Below are 17,847 nucleotides of genomic sequence, written 5' to 3' on the forward strand. Positions count from 1 at the left end.
AGAAAGGAAAATGAGTATGTTTTTTCGCTTTATGCGCGGTGTGGTTCGCGTAGTATTATTTTTGATCAACGGCAATGCTCGTTATCAAAACAAAGAGGTTTTACCTAAAAATGAAAACTATATTTTAGTGGCTCCTCACCGAACCTGGTGGGATCCATTGTACCTAGCAGTGGCTGCTCGGCCAAAGAAATTTAGTTTTATGGCGAAAGAAGAGCTGTTCAAAAACCCGATTTTACGGTTCATTTTGATCCATGCCAATGCTTTTCCAGTCAAACGGGACAAACCGGGACCGAGTGCGGTAAAGACGCCAGTCAAAATCTTGAAGGAAACCGATCTTAGCTTGATCATGTTTCCAAGTGGTACCAGACATGCAACGGCTTTAAAAGGTGGCATGGCGTTGATCGCAAAAATGGCCAAAGTCAAGATCGTTCCCTCTGTTTATCAAGGACCGCTGACGTTAAAGGATTTATTTAAACGCAAGCGAGTGACTGTCCGCTTTGGGGAGCCCATTGACATCAGTGACATCAAAAAGATGGACAAAGAGGGCTTGGCGGAAGTGGAACGGCGCATCCAAGGTGCATTTGACACACTGGATCAAGCGATCGATCCGTCATTTGTTTATCAAATCGATGAGTCCAAAAGAGAAGATTAATACGCAAGAAAAGCCGCTGATCCTTTTGTGATCAGCGGCTTTTTTCTAACGATTTAGTCCAACAATTCGAAAGCAAATTTGGTCCATGGTTTCAAATATTCCAACAAAGGCAACTCCTCTTTGGGAATAGCGCCGACTTTGTTTTTTCGGGCGTCTTGGTGAGGGGTCAAAACGATCTGCAATTCGTTTTTGTACTGACCAAAGGTATCATTGCCGATAACGATGTCCCCATAGGCAAAAGGTTCTTGGTTTGTATGAGGGAGGTTTTCGATGGGACGGTACTTCACCCGTGACTGTGTGGAACGAGCGACTAACGCATTACTGTCACCACGACGAAAATGATTGGTTTCGGCTAATATTCTTCGTTCGATTTCGCTGGCGTCTGCGTCTACGAGAACGCCAAAGGTCAGCTTGTAACGATCGATCGCCGCCAGAGCTTTCAGCTCTGCATCCGACGCATAGGCATTGCCAATAATCACCGTATCGATCAACCCAGAAGCAAAAAGCAGTTTCCCTTGCAGCGCCAATGGTAAATCTCGACAAGATTCTAAGGTTGGCAAGCCATCATTGACTTCCCAAGGGCCGATTTTGGCTGATTGACTAGTGATGAAGGCGGCTGTTTTCAACCCGTATTTTTTAAAACGTTGGCTGCAGCTGCGGAAAAAAGCATCCGTTAAGCCTGTGCCTCGTTGGGGATAAAAATTGTGGCAGCCATATAAAAAAGGTTCATTGGCTTGATAAGAAAGGATATTTTCTAAATAGTTCACATCATTACTCATATTCAATTCAATCGCCAAGCCAAATGGATTAAAGGTCAGCTGGGCTTCTTTATTGCCATCAAATCCTTGATCCAAGCGGATACCGTCCGCACCTAATTCTGCAAAGAAGCTAAGATCGTCATAAGAGATCGCCAGATCACTGAAAACAGCAGGCGAAATATCTACTATCGTTTCAAAGCCAAGGTTCTTGGCAAAGCCGATAATCGAAGAGAATTTTTTTCTGACGGTCTCTTTGCCTTCACTGACTTCCAGCATACTCATAAATAAGCGAGAGTAACCAAGGGCAGCAGCTTTTTTTAAATAGTCTTGATCCAGTAAAGGATCGCTATGGTCGGGGTAAATCGAAAGGCCAATTTCTCGTTTCAATGGTTTTCCTTCTTTCTAAAAAACCGCACGAAGCACCTCTTGGCATTGGAAAAAGCTGGTGAGGAAGGCTTCTTCTGTTTGTCTTGGTGGGTGCTTCGTACGACCGTTATTTACACATTATTGTGCGACTGGTTGATTTTCTTTTTCCAACTCGTTTTTGTCGTAGATTTTTACGAATGGGTAATAGATCAGGATCGATAAAAGAATCAAAAGAACATTCAGCACGATCGCACGCCAATCGCCGCCAGTCGCTAAGAAAGCGCCAATGGGTCCAGGCAATGTCCAAGGGGCATTGACCGTAACTGCATTGACTAAACCAGCTGAGGTAGCGACCCACGCAATGACGCCATTGATCAGTGGTGCAATGATGAAAGGTGGGATCAAGATTGGGTTCAAAACGATCGGTGTACCGAAAATCAGTGGTTCGTTGATGTTGAAAATAGCTGGAATCAAGGCTGTTTTTCCTAGTTTTGAACCGAATTCCGATTTGGTGCGAAACGCTAACAAGATAGCCAAACCAATCGTTGAACCCGCCCCACCAATCCAGATGAACCATTGATAAAATGGTTCGGCTGCGATATTGGGAATCATATCTCCTGAAGCAAGCGCAGTCGTATTTCCTTCCAATAACTGCAACCATAATGGACGAGCCAGTGAACCAACGATAGAAGCACCATGGATCCCGAATGACCAGAAGAAGGTCGTCAAGAAGGTGATCAAAAGCACGCTTGGCAAGGTGTCTGCGGCACTGACTAAAGGATCGACGACTTTTGCCACGATCGTGTGCCAGTCAAAGCCGATATAGTAAGTGATCGCACCCATTCCTAAAATAATGACTAAGGTAGGGGTCAAGGCTTCGAAAGAGCGAGCGACTGCAGGTGGGACTTGTTCTGGCATCGTGATTTTAAATTTCGATTTGTCCGTTAACCGATAGATTTCAACGGCAAGAATCGAGGTGATGATCGCCACGAACATACCAGCACTCCCTAAATTGGCCATTGGCAAGACAAAGCCGACCGTTCCAGCAGCATCCAAGGCTTCTGCTGGGATATTGACAGGGGTGAAGGTCAGTAAGAAGGCGGTCGTAGCTAGGATCCCACCAGAAAGACCATCAAGCTTATAAGAGCGAGAAAGACTGAATCCGATCCCAAATGCCGCATACAAGCTCATAATGTACATCGTCATTCGATAAGGCAATAAGATCGTTGTGGCATTGCTAGACAAGAATTGATAGATGCCCCAACTTTGAGGCAGCGGTGGAAAGGCTAAAATCATAAAGAACGAACTGACGATGATCAATGGCAAGGTTGAGACGATCCCGTCACGAACCGCCCGCAAGTGACGCTGGCTGCCAAGTTTTTCCATTGGTCCTGCCAAATGGCGCTCGATGAATTGAGTGAATTTATCTAACATGGTTTATCCTCCTAAGGTGTTTCACATTTTTGCTTCCCATGGATTCGGAATGATTTTTCCTAAAATCACGCCTTGGGCTGCCCCGGTTGCTGCAGGGGCATTATTGACACGGCTGTGAAGGGTTTCATTTCCTAAGATGGCAAAAGCCACCGCTTCTTTGGCATCGTTCGAACCGCCAATGTCATCTTGTGTTACAACGGCTACTGATTCGGGTAAATAGCCTTGGATCAGCTCAATCAGCAGATGATTATGGGCACCGCCGCCCGAGAGAATCACTTCCATATCGTTTGTTCCCAACTGAGGAAAAATGAACCGTTGGTAACTGTCAGCGATGGAAAAAGCGGTGAAATCGGTTAAAGTCCTCACCAAGTCTTCAGGTGCTGCCTCGGGATACTTGGTCAATAACTGCTGCACGAATTGTTTTCCAAAAAGCTCACGCCCGGTGCTTTTCGGCGGTTGCTGGGACAAATAAAAATGAGTTCTTAATTCCTTTTGCAAGGTGGGTATAATTGCTCCCGCTCGGGCTGTTTCACCAAACGCATCATAAGGCTGACCGAATAGCTGAACCATTAATTCATCGATGACCATATTCCCTGGACCTGTATCAAAGGCATACAGCTCGTTTAAGCCGCCACTTTTTGGTAGTACAGTAACATTGCCGATGCCGCCAATATTTTGCAGCAAACGATTTTTGGTGTCTGATTGATAGAGCAGATAGTCTGTATAAGGAACAAGAGGGGCGCCTTGACCACCAGCAGCCATATCCATCACTCGAAAATCGGCAACGACTTTCGTTTGTAAGCCATAAGCGATAATCGAAGGTTCGCCAATTTGCAAGGTGCTGTTTTTCGCTGGATCAGCATCGGGGGAGTGCCAGATCGTTTGTCCGTGGCTGGCAACAAAATCAATGCTTTTTTCTTCAATACCAGCTTTTTGGCAGAGGATTTGACACGCTTTCAAAAATTGATACCCTAATTCAGTATTTAATTGGCAGATGAGGGGAACATTTGATTCCACCGGATCACAAGCAGTTTTTATTTGTTCCTTCAATTCTTCACCAATGGGTAGTGTGACCATTTCCATCAGCTGTACAGCAGTTTCGGTGCCGCAGCCATTGATTTTTACTAAAGCAGCGTCGATCCCATCCAAACTGGTTCCTGACATGAGTCCTATTGCAAGCATAGCGTTTCTCCTTTCTTTATAAAATAGTGATGAAAACGATTGTTGAATTCGATTTCACACTCATTGTAAATGAAGTGTAATTATATTTCAAGATATAAATTTATAATTGGAAAAACATTTCAACGTAATGATGTTAGGTGTTCGCTATTTTTATCAAAAATGGGTGGTAAATGAAATTTCGCTGGAAGAGAGATGTCTAACTATCAGGGAAAGTGGTATAATGATTGGAAGGATATTTTTTAAGAAGGTGAAGAAATGCGCTTTATACATACAGCTGATTGGCACATCGGAAAAAAACTACATGGCTATGATCTGCTGGAAGACCAACGAGCAATCATTGATCAAATCATAGCGCTAGCAAGAACAGAAAAGGTCGATGCCATCGTCATTGCAGGTGATCTTTATGATCGTTCTGTTCCTGCTGTTGATGCAGTCAAATTACTAAATGAAAAAATCGCTGAAATCAATTTAACGAATGAACTGCCATTATTGGCTATCTCAGGAAACCATGATAGCCCAACGCGGCTAGAAACCGGCAGTCAGTGGTTTCAACAAACACGTTTTTATCTGTCCACCAGCATCGAACAAAGTATACAACCGGTTGAGTTTGACGATACACAATTCTTTTTACTGCCTTATTTCGAACCGATCGAGGCCCGGATATTTTTTGACGAACCGTTAATGAAAATTTCAGATAGTGTCCAAAGAGTGATTGAGGAGATGACCAAGCACTTTGATTCGTCAAAAAAACAAGTGTTAGTGACCCATTTTTTTGTGGCGGGCGCTAGCCAAACGGATTCTGAAACGAAAATTCAAGTTGGCGGATTGGACAGTGTGCCGACCACCGCTTTTGCACCTTTTGATCGGGTGGTTTTAGGCCATTTACATGCCAATACGGCTCTGAAACATCCGAAAATCGGCTACAGCGGCTCACCGCTGAAATTTTCTCTTTCTGAACGGACGAACCAAAAAGGGATCTATCTTGTTGATACTGTAAAAGACACAAATGAATTTATTCCCCTGACACCAAAAAGGGATATCCAGCAACTGACAGCCTCCTTTGAGGAGTTGATCGATCCGGTTTTTTACCGTGAGCTGGATCGTGAGGCGTTTTGGCATTTTCTACTGACGGATCGTGCTGTGATCCCAAATATGATGAATCAGTTGCGAAAGATCTATCCATTTATTTTGTCTGTCGAACGGTTGAATGGTCGAGAACAGACGAAAAAAAGACAGCTAACGACACGAGAAACCGACCCGCAGGCCTTGATCAGTCATTTCTTTCAAGAGATGACGGGAGATTCATTGCTCGATTCACAAACCAATTGGATCGAACAAGGGTTAAATGAAGCATTTGTCGTGGAAAAGAGGGAATAGTCATGCAACCAAAGTCTTTACAAATGAAAAATTTTGGGCCATTCATCGATGAAAAATTGGATTTCAGTCAGCTGCAAGCTGGCGGTTTGTTTTTGATCAGCGGCAAAACGGGTGCAGGAAAAACGACGATTTTCGATGGCATGACATTTGCCTTATTTGGTGAAACATCGGGGAATCTGCGCTCAGGCAAAGAAATGCGTTCGATGTTTGCTTCACCAACCGAAGAGACCAGCGTCACGTTTACTTTTGAACATCAGCGTTTTACCTACCAGATCCAACGGAAACCGGAACAAACGTTAGCAAAAAAACGTGGTGACGGGGTCACCAACCAAACGGCAAAAGTTCAATTGACGATTTTTGACGCAGATGGCAAAGAGAAAAAGCAGATCAGTAAACGGACAGAGGTTGATGCGTTTATCAAGGATCTGCTGCAACTGGATGCCAAACAGTTTTTTCAAATCATGATGTTGCCGCAAGGAGAATTTCGTAATTTTCTGATTGCTAGCAGTAATGAGAAAGAACGAGTTTTGCGAAATCTATTTGGTACGGAAATGTACCAGCAATTTAATGAATGGCTAAAAGAACAAGTCAAAGCGCAAAGCAGAAAGCTTGAACATCAGCAACTAGTCGCTTCGCAGATCATGGAGCGTTTTGAATGGGAAGAAGAGCAGGAAGTTTTAACGGTTGCGGAATGTCTGACTTTGTGGGGGCAAGATTTAGAAAAACAACAGATTCAACTTCAGCAGTTATTGCAGAGAAAAGACCAGACAATGCAAGAAATGAAAGCTGCGCAAGAGGCTTTTTACCGTGCAAAAGAAATCGAAAATGCGCGGATCGAAAGGCAAGGTCTACAAGAAAAAGCCCGAGAGTTGCATGCTAAAAAAACCGAGATCGCTCAGAAAAAAGCCCAGTTGAACCAGTTGGTGTGGGCACTTGAACATCAAGAAATCATGCAGCAAAAAGAAGAACGAGTGAAAGAAGCACAGCAAGCTGCTCAGCAAATCAACGAAACAAAGCAGCAACTGCAAGAAATTCAGCAGCAACAAATAAGCTGGCAAGACCAACGATCGTTGATTGACGGCATCAAGAAAAAACAGGAAGCTGCTAGTCAAAAAGTTCAACGAATCCAGCAGCAGATCCCGCTAGCACAGCGCACACAAGCCCAGCAAGAGGAAGTGGCGCAGCTTGAAAAAGCCGCACAACAACAGACCATCGAGTTAACGAAAATAAATCAAGCGCAAGCAAGTGCCAAAACGCAAGCACAGCATCTTGCAGAAGAAATCGACACCTTGCGAGGGTTTCAAGCAGAAGCGGTGAAATTGGTAGAAACGCAGGCTCATGTAGAAAAATGGCAGCAGGCAAAAATGCTGTTTCATGAAGCCGAGCAAAAAGCAGGGGAACAGCAACAAATTCATTCGGAGTTAGTCCTTGAACAACAGCAATTGACAGCATCCTTGCTGGAGCTGCAAAAAACGCTAAAACAAGAAACCAGTCAAAATGCTCGAATGCAAATTGCTCGGCTTCGCCTTTTACTGGAAGAAAATGAACCCTGTCCGGTTTGCGGATCCTTGGATCATCCGAATACACAGGAGCACACGACCTATCGCATCGAAGACATCATTGCCAGTGAGCAAAGACTTGAGCAAACACAAGAAAAATTGACGAAGATCCAACAGCAAGTATCGGCAAATCAAACGCTGCAGGAGCAAGCCACATTGCGAATCAGCGAATGGCAAGCCACCAGTGCTGCTGCGCAGATGCAAGTGGAATTAGCTTGGACTGCAGTTCAACAGGCATTTGCTGCCTTGCAGCCGATAGAAAACCAAGAGGCGATTACCGAGGAAACGACGGTAGCGGAACTAAAGAAACGTCAATCGTTTAATCAACAAAAAGCCGCTTCTTATGAAGAAGCGCAGAAGAAACATCAGGCAGTAAATGAGCAGCTAGCAACATTCAATGAGTCCTATCAGCAAGTGAGTGAGCAAGTGAAAAAAGCTCAAGAAGCGCGCCAGCTTGCGGAGGGGAAATTGGCTTCTCTACAGGAACAACTTGCCGGCGCAACGTATGAACAATTACAAGCTGATTTAGCAGAAACCAATGGTTTACTAATGGAATATTCGCAACAAATCGAGGCGGATGCCCGACAAGAAGCGCAGATAAACGAGCAACAAGCGATCCTATCAGAGAAGCTGAAAAATCTGCAGCAATTTTTTGAAGAAAAGCAAGCGGCTAAGACAAAAGCAGAACAACGACTGACGCAGCGACTCCAAGAAGCTGGTATGACTGAAGAAACGATGCGGGACTTGATTGCCCAAGCCCCTCAAACAACCGTTCTCTCAGAAGAAATCAAAACCTATGAGCAAGAAACGGCGTTTGTTCAGCAGCGGCTAGCATTGTTAGATGCGCAGTTAAAAGAGCAAGCTACGATAGATTTAAACCAATTGGAAACGGCCTACCTTCAGTTGCAGACTGTGATGGAGGAATTGCAGCAAGAAACAGTCCGCAAACAGGAGAAAGTCAATGGCAATCAACGGTTGTTTGACGAGTTGCAAGTCATTTATCAGCAAAATGTCGAAGAACTTGCCCAATTAGGCCAACTTCAGCAATTAGCAGAAACCATCAATGGTGAAAACGTCAAAAAAACCAGTTTGGAACGGTATGTACTACAGCAATTTTTGACGGAGATCTTAGAAGTCGCCAACGAACGCTTGGCCCGTTTGACCCGTGGCCGTTATCAATTTGAATTAGCAGATAAAGTCGGGAGCTATCGGAGCTCAACAGGATTAGAGATCGATATCTATGACGATAATGCCGGTCAAGTCAGAAGAGCCCATACGCTGTCAGGTGGCGAAAGCTTTATTGCAGCCTTAGCGTTGGCGATCTCTTTGGCAGATGTGATCCAGCAACGAGCTGGCGGGATTGAGATCGAAGCACTCTTCATCGATGAAGGCTTTGGCTCGCTTGATGAAGAATCATTGGAAATGGCGATGGAAGCATTAGAAATGATCGAAAATGAAGGTCGCATGATTGGAATCATCAGTCATGTTCGAGAATTGCGGGCAAGAATCCTGCAACAAGTTTTCGTAGAGACTAACGGCAGCGGGCAAAGCCGGATCCGAATAAAAGAATAAGGAGAGGAGGGCTCTTATGAAGTGGAGTATTCCAGAAAAAGTAATCGAGCGAGGTAGAACCTACGTTAATGAAGGTCGTGTCTTGTCTGTCACACCGGATAAAGAGAAAAATGTGTGGCACGCAGAAGTACTAGGAACAGAATTGTATTTAGTTACTTTGGATGCTACTGCCAAAGAAGTGGATTATTGCCAATGTCCTTATTGGGAAGAGCACCATTATTGCAAACATACGGTGGCCGTCGAACTCTATTTACGCAAACAAGGAAAAGCACGAAAAATCAATGAACAAACCCCAATCAAAAAAGCCTTTTCTGCTTCAGAGATGTTTTCCAATGGTTTTGCCCGCTTAAACAGCGAAAAAGAAGCGAGTAAACCGTTACAGATTGAATTTCGGGTAGATACGATTGCGACAAATCCATATCACCAAGAGATGGATATTTTAGGCGTCTCTTTGAAGGTCGGGCATCGCGGCACGGCCAGGAATTATGTCGTCAAAGACATTTACAAATTTTTACAGATGTATCAAGAAAACAAGCACTATACGGCCAATAAGCAACAGACCTTTTTTCTTTCTGCGGATGCCTTTGATGAGAAAAATCAAGCTTTATTAAATCGATTGGCAGGAATCGCGCAAACCCAGCAATTAATGGGGCAAGCCGGCATTCAAATCAATGGAAAACTTGACAAAAAATACTTGCTGCTACCCGTTGAATTCGGCAAGGAACTGCTATTGCAATTCAATGATGTCTATACGCAAATCACCATTGGTGAAACCAAGGTCAGCCAAGTAGACTTCCGATCGGGGGAACCATTGACGTTTTCAGTTACAAAAGAAGCGGATCATTTTCCGCTGCAGTTCGTAAAAGACTTCGACCACTTACTTAGTTATTATAACTGGGGGCTGTTGGACGGAACCTTTTATGAATTGACTGTCGAGCAAAAGGAGATCTATGTCACGATGCAGCAGCTGTTTAAACGTTTTGAACAGCCAATCATTGATTATCCAAAAGAAGAGCTGGCGAATCTCTTTATGAAAGTTTTGCCTTATTTGCGAAAAATTGGGCGTGTCCAAGTGGCTCCTGAGGTTCAAAATAACATCGAAGAATCTGAATTGAAAGCAGTTTTCTCCTTGCGGAAAATCAAAGGTCAAGTAGATCTACAAGTTGATTTTACTTATGGAGAAGTCGTTTTTTCAAGTGATGAAAAACATCAATACATGCCAGAAAATCATCCTGAGATTTTACGTGATTTCCAGCAAGAATCCCGGATCGAAGCCATTATTGAAACCTTTGGCTATCAAGCTAGCAGTAAGAACTGGCAAAAAAACCTCCCGATAGGTGAACAACTCTATGCCTTTTTCACAAGAGAGATCCCGGTCTTGAGACAATTAGGTGAAGTGCGGATCGGCAAGAAGCTGAGGGAACTCTACCTTGATGCCCAGCATCATCGACCAGAAATCGTGATTGAAGAGAATGGTTCTTGGTTGGATATCAAGTTTGATGTGAGCGGCATTCAAGAATCAGAAATCAACGATGTTTTGCGGAGTCTGTTGCAATCTGCGCAATTTTATACCACAGAAAATGGGCAAGTCCTTTCATTGGAATCAGAAGAGTTTCAAGAAGCAAATGCTGCCCTGAAAAAATTGCGTCTTTCACTCGAAGCGAAGGATGGGGCGATCCAAGTTCCTATGAATCAAGGGCTGCTCCTGCAAGAGCAGTTTGCTGATCAAGCCAGCTTTAGCGCGGGCTTTCAGCAAATGACGGAAGACTTGATCCACCCAGAAAACTTTGAGGCGCAGCTGCCAGAAAACTTGCATGCTGAGTTGCGGCAATACCAAGAAGTTGGCTTTCGTTGGTTAAAAATGTTGAGCCATTATCAATTTGGCGGTATTCTTGCCGATGAAATGGGGTTAGGGAAGACCGTTCAGACGATCAGCTACTTACTTTCAGAAAAACAAGAGAAACAAAAGTTGAATGCATTGATCGTGGCACCTGCCAGTCTAACGTTCAACTGGCAACAAGAGATCAAACGGTTTGCGCCGACGATTTCAGCGACTGTCATCAGCGGAACGAAAGAAGAGCGCGAAGGGCAGATGGCGCAGCCAGCGGACGTTCGCATCACTTCTTATGCAAGTTTGCGGCAAGATATTGATGCCTATCAAGCACTAGATCTGACTTGTTTGATTTTAGATGAAGCGCAAATGGTCAAAAACAGTGCGACCAAAACGGCACAGGCCTTGCGATCCTTGGAAGTTCCACAGCGGTTCGCCCTCAGTGGCACACCAATCGAGAACAATCTAGAAGAATTGTGGTCCTTGTTCCAAATGATTATGCCAGGATTTTTCCCGAACAAACAGAAATTTAAAGAACTGTCCACACAAGAAATTGCGAAAATGATCAAACCTTTTATTTTGCGAAGAGACAAAAAATCCGTGCTGCATGATTTGCCGCAAAAATTGGAGACAAATTATTACAGTGTCCTTACAGAAGAACAAAAGAAAATCTATTTGGCGTACTTGCGGCAAATGCGGGAAGAAATCGCGCAAATGGATTCTACGTCTTTCCGTAAAAATCGAATCAGTATCTTAGCTGGTTTGACTCGACTGCGGCAAATCTGTTGCGACCCACGATTATTCGTGGAGGATTATGAAGGTTCTTCTGGGAAACTTGAACAGGTCAAAGATTTACTCTTAGCAGCCAAAGAAAATGGCCGTCGGGTGCTGCTATTTTCTCAATTCACTAGCATGCTTTCGATCATTGAAGAAGAGCTAGCACAAGAAGGGTTTGAATCCTTTTATTTGCGCGGCAGTACCCCGCCACAAGATCGTTTGACGATGGTCGATGCCTTCAATAGTGGTGAAAAAGATGTCTTCTTGATCTCATTAAAAGCAGGAGGAACAGGACTGAATCTGACCGGTGCAGACACCGTGATCTTATACGATTTGTGGTGGAACCCGGCGGTGGAAGAACAAGCCGCTGGACGAGCCCATCGGATCGGTCAAAAAAATGTTGTCGAAGTCTGGCGAATGATTGCTGAAGGAACCATTGAAGAACGAATGGATGCACTGCAACAAGAAAAACGAGAACTTTTTCAAAAAGTGATCCAAGGCAACGAAACACAGCTGCAACAAATGACCGAAGAAGATATTCGTCTGATTTTGAGTATCGGTGAAGAAAATTAAGCATTCAAAAAACATGGACCCGCTTGAAGCGAAGGTCCATGTTTTTTTAGCTATAGGCGTATGCAGGAAGCTGCAAGAGCGTGTCAATACTTCCTTGGAGTTGCGAGAAAGCGGTGATCGACACATCTGGCAAATCTTCCAATCCATTAGGGGCCTGACGGAGACGATGATTGAACCACAAGGCTTGCCACCCGGCTTTTTTGCAGCCGACCACGTCATTATCAAAATTGTCACCAACGTACAGTGTCGTTTCTGGATCAAGAGCAAAGTCGGTTTCTGCCAATTGGAAAATTTCTAGTTGCGGCTTTTGATAGCCAGTTGCTTGGGAAATGATCATATGCTCTGGTTTGATCCATCGAGTCAATTGCAACTGATCCAATTTCTTTTGTTGATGGTCGGTGGGACCGTTAGTAATAATCCCTAACTTGATTGGCAATTTAGACAAATAGTTCAAGGTTGACTCAACTTCAGGATGTAGCGTAATGGCATCTAGTTCTTGTTCATAACACAGCTGGAATTTACAGCTTTCTTCCATTTTAATCGGTAAGTACCCTAAATCCGTTAATGAATGCGTCAGTCGGTGATAGCGAAAATGATCTAGTGTCCATTCATTGGCCAATACCCGTCCAAACTGCTCATCACTGTGCACCCGAAACCGTAAGTAAAGAGCGGTTAGATCTTTGGGGGCAATTTGTGGGAAGCATGAGGTTACGGCATTACGAAATGGTTGCTGCTGGTCATATAAGGTATCATCGACATCAAAAAGAATACTAGTGATCAAAAGAGACACGCCTTTCAGAGTTAGTGAAAATTTTCAGTTTGTTTTCGAATCAATCATAAGCTATTTTGACTCTAAAAAAAAGAGGGAAAGCCTTGTGAAATAAAGGTTTTATTTACTATTTTTAGAAATCCGCGTCTTGATAGGTTTTCAAAATTATAGTGAATTTTACCCATTTTCACATGTTTCTCATTTTGCATTTCTTCAAAGAGTTGCTTATAATGAAAGCTATTGAGGAGGGGGAAATGTGTTAAAAAGGTTTTTCCGTTATTATCGACCGTATCGGTCACTATTTATGTTGGATTTTACTTGTGCGGTATTTGCTGGTTTATTAGAACTGGCCTTTCCCGTAGCCGTCAACCAAGTAATCGATAAGATCATGCCCCAGAACAACTTTCGCCTGATACTATTGGCATGCTTAGGCTTGTTCTTGTTTTATGTGATCAATACTGTGTTGCAATATATCGTAGTTTTTTATGGTCATAAACTTGGAGTCAATATTGAGACAGATATGCGTCAAGAACTGTTTCGACATCTGCAAACGCAATCTTTTGAATATTATGACAATCAAAAGACTGGCAAGCTGATCAGTCGCTTGACTACGGATCTCTTTGAAATTTCTGAAGTCGCTCACCATGGGCCAGAAGATGTTTTTATTACCATCATGACTTTAGTCGGTTCATTCCTATTGATGTTAAATATGCATGTTCAATTAGCGGTAGCGACATTTGCGTTGATTCCATTGATTACGATCGCCTTAGTTTTTTTCAACAAGAAAATGACCAAAGTCAACACACAGATCTATGACAACCTCGGTGAGTTCAACGCCGGAGTGGAAGCATCTGTCAGCGGCATTCGGGTGACTCAATCGTTTGCCAATGAAACGTTCGAACACAAACGCTTTGATGGATTGAGCGAAATCTATCGTCAATCAAAGATCCTTTTTTATAAGGTAATGGCGATCAGTTCAGCGTACAATTACTTCCTGATTCGCTTGATCAACTTGTTTGCTCTGATTTTTGGTGCTTACTACGTGATTCGCGGTGAACTGACGAATGGCCAGTTTGTAGGGTTTATTTTATTGTCGAATGTCTTTGTTAGACCAATTGAGAAGGTCAATACGATGATCGAGAGTTATCCCAAAGGAATCGCCGGCTTCAAACGATTGACGGAAGAATTGGATAAAGAACCGACGATCAAAGACAAACCAGGGGCACGGGCCGTTCAATCATTAAAAGGAGATATCGTCTACCATGATGTTTCTTTTTCTTATGCGGATGCGACAAAAGTCTTGAATCACATCAATTTGTCGATCAAAGCCGGCGAGACGATCGCCTTCGTAGGACAAAGTGGTTCAGGGAAAACCACGTTATGCAATCTCTTGCCACGTTTTTATGAAGTCACGGAAGGTGCTATTACGATCGATGGCATCAATATTCAGGAGATGACCTTGGCTTCTTTACGTCAGCAGATTGGGACTGTCCAGCAAGATGTCTTTCTTTTCCCAGGAACGATTCGAGAAAATATTGCATATGGCAAACTCGATGCAACAGAAGAAGAGATTCTAAAGGCAGTCAAGTTAGCACACTTGGAAAAAGTCATCGATCAAATGACAGATGGGTTGGATACAGTCATTGGTGAACGAGGAGTCAAATTATCCGGTGGCCAAAAGCAGCGGGTAGCGATTGCTCGGATGTTCTTGAAAAATCCGCCGATTTTGATATTAGATGAAGCAACATCAGCGTTAGATACGGAAACCGAGCAAGTGATTCAAGAATCCTTGAATTCATTGGCAGATGGTCGCACAACCTTGATCATTGCTCATCGTCTTGCGACGATCAAACATGCAACACGAATCATTGTCGTTAGTGAAAAAGGTATCTTGGAAGAAGGAACCCATGAAGAATTGATGGCGAAAAGGGGACATTATCGCGCATTGCATGATGCGCAATTCGCTCGTGATGGGGAACCGTCTCTCTCTTAGAAAAAAGGAACGATCCATTCAAGAAAGCCCTAGCCTTTTTATGTTTTGTCAGGAAAAAGCATAAAAAGACGGGCTTCTTGGGTTGATCGTTTTTCACTAAATTTTTGTGAGAAACCCTTTTCATTTATAAGCAGATATTCATTTCTCCTGCTGTTTTAATGTCGATTATGACAGAAATGCTTGTATGGTTTTCTGATTAAAAAGGAATGTGATACAATTGAATCAAGATTGAAGGGATGAGCTGAAAATCTTCTCTGAAAAAAATAACATATATTTTTATTGTAGCCCTATCGGTTTGAAGGCAACAATGGTTCGTGAAATTTTTCCTTTGAAAACGATTGAGCCATGGACTTGGTTTTTCTCCTTGTATTTTGATTACACATGTAATTACAGATAGGAAATTAAAAAACGCGCGATTCAACTAAAAGAGTATTTTAATATTCTGACATCTTTTTGATACACCTTTGACACACTGTTGTATAAAATAAGTAATATTAAAAAAAAATTTGAGTTTTCTCATTTAAAAACAAAGTTTTTGTGTGAAACCTTTTGCCTAAGAGGTTTCGCTTTTAATATAACTTTCGAGTTTTATTAAAAAATATGAGATTTAGACTAGATTTTTTTTAGTTAAACCTGTATAATTGAAATCAAGCGAGGGAACAGGACTTGCTTGATTGAAAATTAAAAAGGAGAGATGCACGTTGTTGACACTATACACTTCCCCAAGTTGCACATCTTGTCGCAAAGCTCGTGCGTGGTTACAAGAGCACGAAATCCCTTTTGTTGAAAGAAATATTTTTTCAGAACCGTTAAATATTTCTGAGCTTAAGGCAATTCTACAGATGACAGAAGATGGCACAGAAGAAATTATTTCCACCAGATCCAAAGTATTCCAAAAGTTGAATATGGATCTAGATGACCTGCCCCTAAAAGATTTATTGACACTTGTTCAAGAAAATCCAGGATTATTGCGTCGGCCAATCATGATTGATGAAAAACGATTGCAAGTTGGGTTTAACGAAGATGAAATTCGTCGGTTTTTACCAAGGGATGTTCGCCAACTGGAACTAAGACAAGCGCAATTAATGGCAGGCTTATAAATTTGACTTCATCGACTCGCTTTCTCGTAGAAAGTGAGTCTTTTTTTGAGTTTTTACGTTTTTCTTAAGAGGATATTCGTTTTCTCTTTACTTTTTATCAGGTTTCGATACAATGAACCTATAGTGAGTAGCAAAAGTGAGGTGTAGCTAATATGGAAATGGAACATATCAATGAGAACACCATTCGTGTATTGATCAAAAGTGAAGACTTAGCTGCGAGAGGCATCACTTTTCTTGACCTTCTAGGAAATCACAATGAAATTGAAAACTTCTTTTATAGTATTCTTGAAGAAGTTGATATTGACGAAGAATTTAAAGGCAGTGAAGCTGTAACTTTCCAAGTCTTGCCTAAAGGCGATGGGTTAGAATTGTTTATTAGCAAAAATCTTCCACCAGAAGGAATGGAAAATTTTGATGAGATGAACGATGAAGCGAATGAAGACATTACCGATATGTTGAAAAAGCATGTGGCGGCTCAATTACAAGAGTCAGAGCAAGCAGAAGATATCGGCAATCGTTTTGTATTCGAGTTGTTGCGATTCGAAGATATGATTCAATTGGCATCCGAGGTATATTTGGATTCTGTTGCAACCAATCTTTACCAAATGGGCAACCATTATTATATTGAAATTCGATTCATGGATGCAGATGTTACTGATATTGAAGTAGAAAATGCACTTTCTTATTTGATGGAGTTTGCTCAACGGACGTCAGTGACGCCAGAGGTTTTATCTGAATACGGTGAGTTGATTATGGAAAACGATGCACTTGAATTGACTCGTTTCTACTTCAAGAATGATTAATGAATGAAAATCATTTCCAGCCAAGGACATTTTGACAATGTTCTTGGCTTTTTCAATTGTGATTAAAGAAAATGGCGTATCTTTTATTGAGGTGAGCCAGATGCTGAAAGCGTTGAACCAAAGAAAAGAAGTTATTGCAGCGAAAGGGAGAAAGAAATCATCGGGCCCTTTTTATTGCCCAGGATGTCAGAAAGAAGTGATTTTGAGGCAGGGACCAAAGCGACAGCCCCACTTTGCCCATCAAACCAGTACTGATTGTCAGACGTACAGTGAAGGGGAGACGAAGGAACATTTGGAAGCAAAACAACTTTTGTTTGAGTGGTTTCAAGATACAGGGATTGAAATCGAAGCCTTTTTGCCTAAACTCCAACAGCGTCCTGACCTTTGTTACAAGAATATCGCCATTGAAGTCCAGTGTTCTTCCCTCAAGTTTTCACGATTTCTGGAACGAACCACCACTTATTTAGCAAATGGCTATCAGCCTTGGTGGATCCTCGGGACCAAATTGTATCCGAAACGCCAGTGGTCGTTTTTGGTAAAAGCTTGCTGTACTTATCAGTCTACTGGCTTTTGCTTGTGGCTCATTGATACGCGAAATCAGGCATTAGTGAGGCTGCACCAAATCAAATGGCATTATCAAGAAGGGGTAAGCAGTCGACGAATTGCTACACAAAAAGGGGAGCCTTACAGGAAAGAGACACTTCGACCTTTGTGCGAAACAGAAGGATCGAAGACCCACAATTTTTCTGAATGGGTAGCGACCGATTATCGGTTGTGGGTGATTCGAAAACTACGAAATAAACTGCCCAAAATCAGAGAGATTCAAGAAATAGTATACCCGTTGAATGGGAATGTCTCACAGCTGCCTTTGTGGTGCTACTGTGAAAGTCGGTTTGGCATTTTATTTGAACACCGCATACTGATTTTTCGCTTTCTCTATTTAAGTGATTGTCCCATTAGTTTTGAGCAGTGGTTGATCCGGCTGAGGCAGTTGCATTGGCAATGGCACTTTCCTTTGCTTGATCAAAGAGAAATATTGCGAGAAATCTTTCAAGAATGCCAATATTTAGAAAATTCGGTTTCTTTTTCAAGCCAATGATT

General features: G+C 42.6%; 12 protein-coding genes. 8 read left to right on the top strand and 4 right to left on the bottom strand.

Annotated elements, in window-relative coordinates:
- Positions 1-16 precede the first annotated feature (16 nt).
- On the top strand, positions 17-652 hold the full coding sequence (locus CO692_RS14155; RefSeq protein WP_005229679.1) for a lysophospholipid acyltransferase family protein: 636 nt from the start codon (positions 17-19) through the stop codon (positions 650-652).
- Between the two features lie 53 nt (positions 653-705).
- Here the strand turns inward: CO692_RS14155 and CO692_RS14160 are convergent, their stop codons facing one another.
- The 3 genes from CO692_RS14160 to anmK all read right to left on the bottom strand — a co-directional run bounded on the left by CO692_RS14160 (position 706) and on the right by anmK (position 4,392).
- Positions 706-1,797, bottom strand: coding sequence for a DUF871 domain-containing protein (locus tag CO692_RS14160; RefSeq protein WP_096742508.1), 1,092 nt, complete (start codon positions 1,795-1,797; stop codon positions 706-708).
- A 117-nt stretch (positions 1,798-1,914) separates the two neighbouring features.
- Positions 1,915-3,210, bottom strand: a complete 1,296-nt coding sequence (locus CO692_RS14165; protein ID WP_096742509.1) for a PTS sugar transporter subunit IIC — start codon at positions 3,208-3,210, stop codon at positions 1,915-1,917.
- 21 nt (positions 3,211-3,231) lie between these two features.
- Positions 3,232-4,392 carry an anhydro-N-acetylmuramic acid kinase AnmK gene (gene anmK / locus CO692_RS14170; RefSeq protein ID WP_096742510.1) on the bottom strand — a complete coding sequence of 387 codons (1,161 nt, stop codon included), beginning with the start codon at positions 4,390-4,392 and terminating at the stop codon, positions 3,232-3,234.
- 255 nt (positions 4,393-4,647) lie between these two features.
- Here anmK and CO692_RS14175 point away from each other — a divergent pair, with 255 nt between their 5' ends.
- The 3 genes from CO692_RS14175 to CO692_RS14185 are packed head-to-tail and all read left to right on the top strand — an operon-like array spanning position 4,648 to position 12,081.
- Positions 4,648-5,769 (top strand): exonuclease SbcCD subunit D, encoded by a 1,122-nt coding sequence (locus tag CO692_RS14175; protein WP_096742511.1) that lies wholly within the window; start codon positions 4,648-4,650, stop codon positions 5,767-5,769.
- 2 nt (positions 5,770-5,771) lie between these two features.
- Positions 5,772-8,900: an AAA family ATPase gene (locus CO692_RS14180; protein WP_096742512.1), complete on the top strand. Its 3,129-nt coding sequence runs from the start codon at positions 5,772-5,774 to the stop codon at positions 8,898-8,900.
- 16 nt (positions 8,901-8,916) lie between these two features.
- On the top strand, positions 8,917-12,081 hold the full coding sequence (locus CO692_RS14185) for a DEAD/DEAH box helicase (RefSeq protein WP_096742513.1): 3,165 nt from the start codon (positions 8,917-8,919) through the stop codon (positions 12,079-12,081).
- Between the two features lie 46 nt (positions 12,082-12,127).
- Here the strand turns inward: CO692_RS14185 and CO692_RS14190 are convergent, their stop codons facing one another.
- Positions 12,128-12,862 (bottom strand): HAD family hydrolase, encoded by a 735-nt coding sequence (locus CO692_RS14190; protein ID WP_096742514.1) that lies wholly within the window; start codon positions 12,860-12,862, stop codon positions 12,128-12,130.
- Positions 12,863-13,106: 244 nt separating this feature from the next.
- Between CO692_RS14190 and CO692_RS14200 the strand changes: the two genes are divergently transcribed.
- The 4 genes from CO692_RS14200 to CO692_RS14215 all read left to right on the top strand — a co-directional run bounded on the left by CO692_RS14200 (position 13,107) and on the right by CO692_RS14215 (position 17,845).
- Positions 13,107-14,843: an ABC transporter ATP-binding protein gene (locus CO692_RS14200; RefSeq protein ID WP_096742515.1), complete on the top strand. Its 1,737-nt coding sequence runs from the start codon at positions 13,107-13,109 to the stop codon at positions 14,841-14,843.
- A 701-nt stretch (positions 14,844-15,544) separates the two neighbouring features.
- Complete coding sequence (spxA, locus tag CO692_RS14205; protein WP_003127030.1) at positions 15,545-15,943, top strand: transcriptional regulator SpxA; 399 nt, start codon at positions 15,545-15,547, stop codon at positions 15,941-15,943.
- A 152-nt stretch (positions 15,944-16,095) separates the two neighbouring features.
- Positions 16,096-16,746, top strand: coding sequence for an adaptor protein MecA (locus tag CO692_RS14210; protein ID WP_077452520.1), 651 nt, complete (start codon positions 16,096-16,098; stop codon positions 16,744-16,746).
- Positions 16,747-16,942: 196 nt separating this feature from the next.
- On the top strand, positions 16,943-17,845 hold the full coding sequence (locus CO692_RS14215) for a competence protein CoiA (RefSeq protein WP_413464641.1): 903 nt from the start codon (positions 16,943-16,945) through the stop codon (positions 17,843-17,845).
- Positions 17,846-17,847 lie beyond the last annotated feature (2 nt).

Origin of the sequence: Enterococcus sp. FDAARGOS_375, assembly GCF_002393265.1 — a bacterium.
Taxonomy (GTDB): Bacteria; Bacillota; Bacilli; order Lactobacillales; family Enterococcaceae; genus Enterococcus_D; species Enterococcus_D innesii.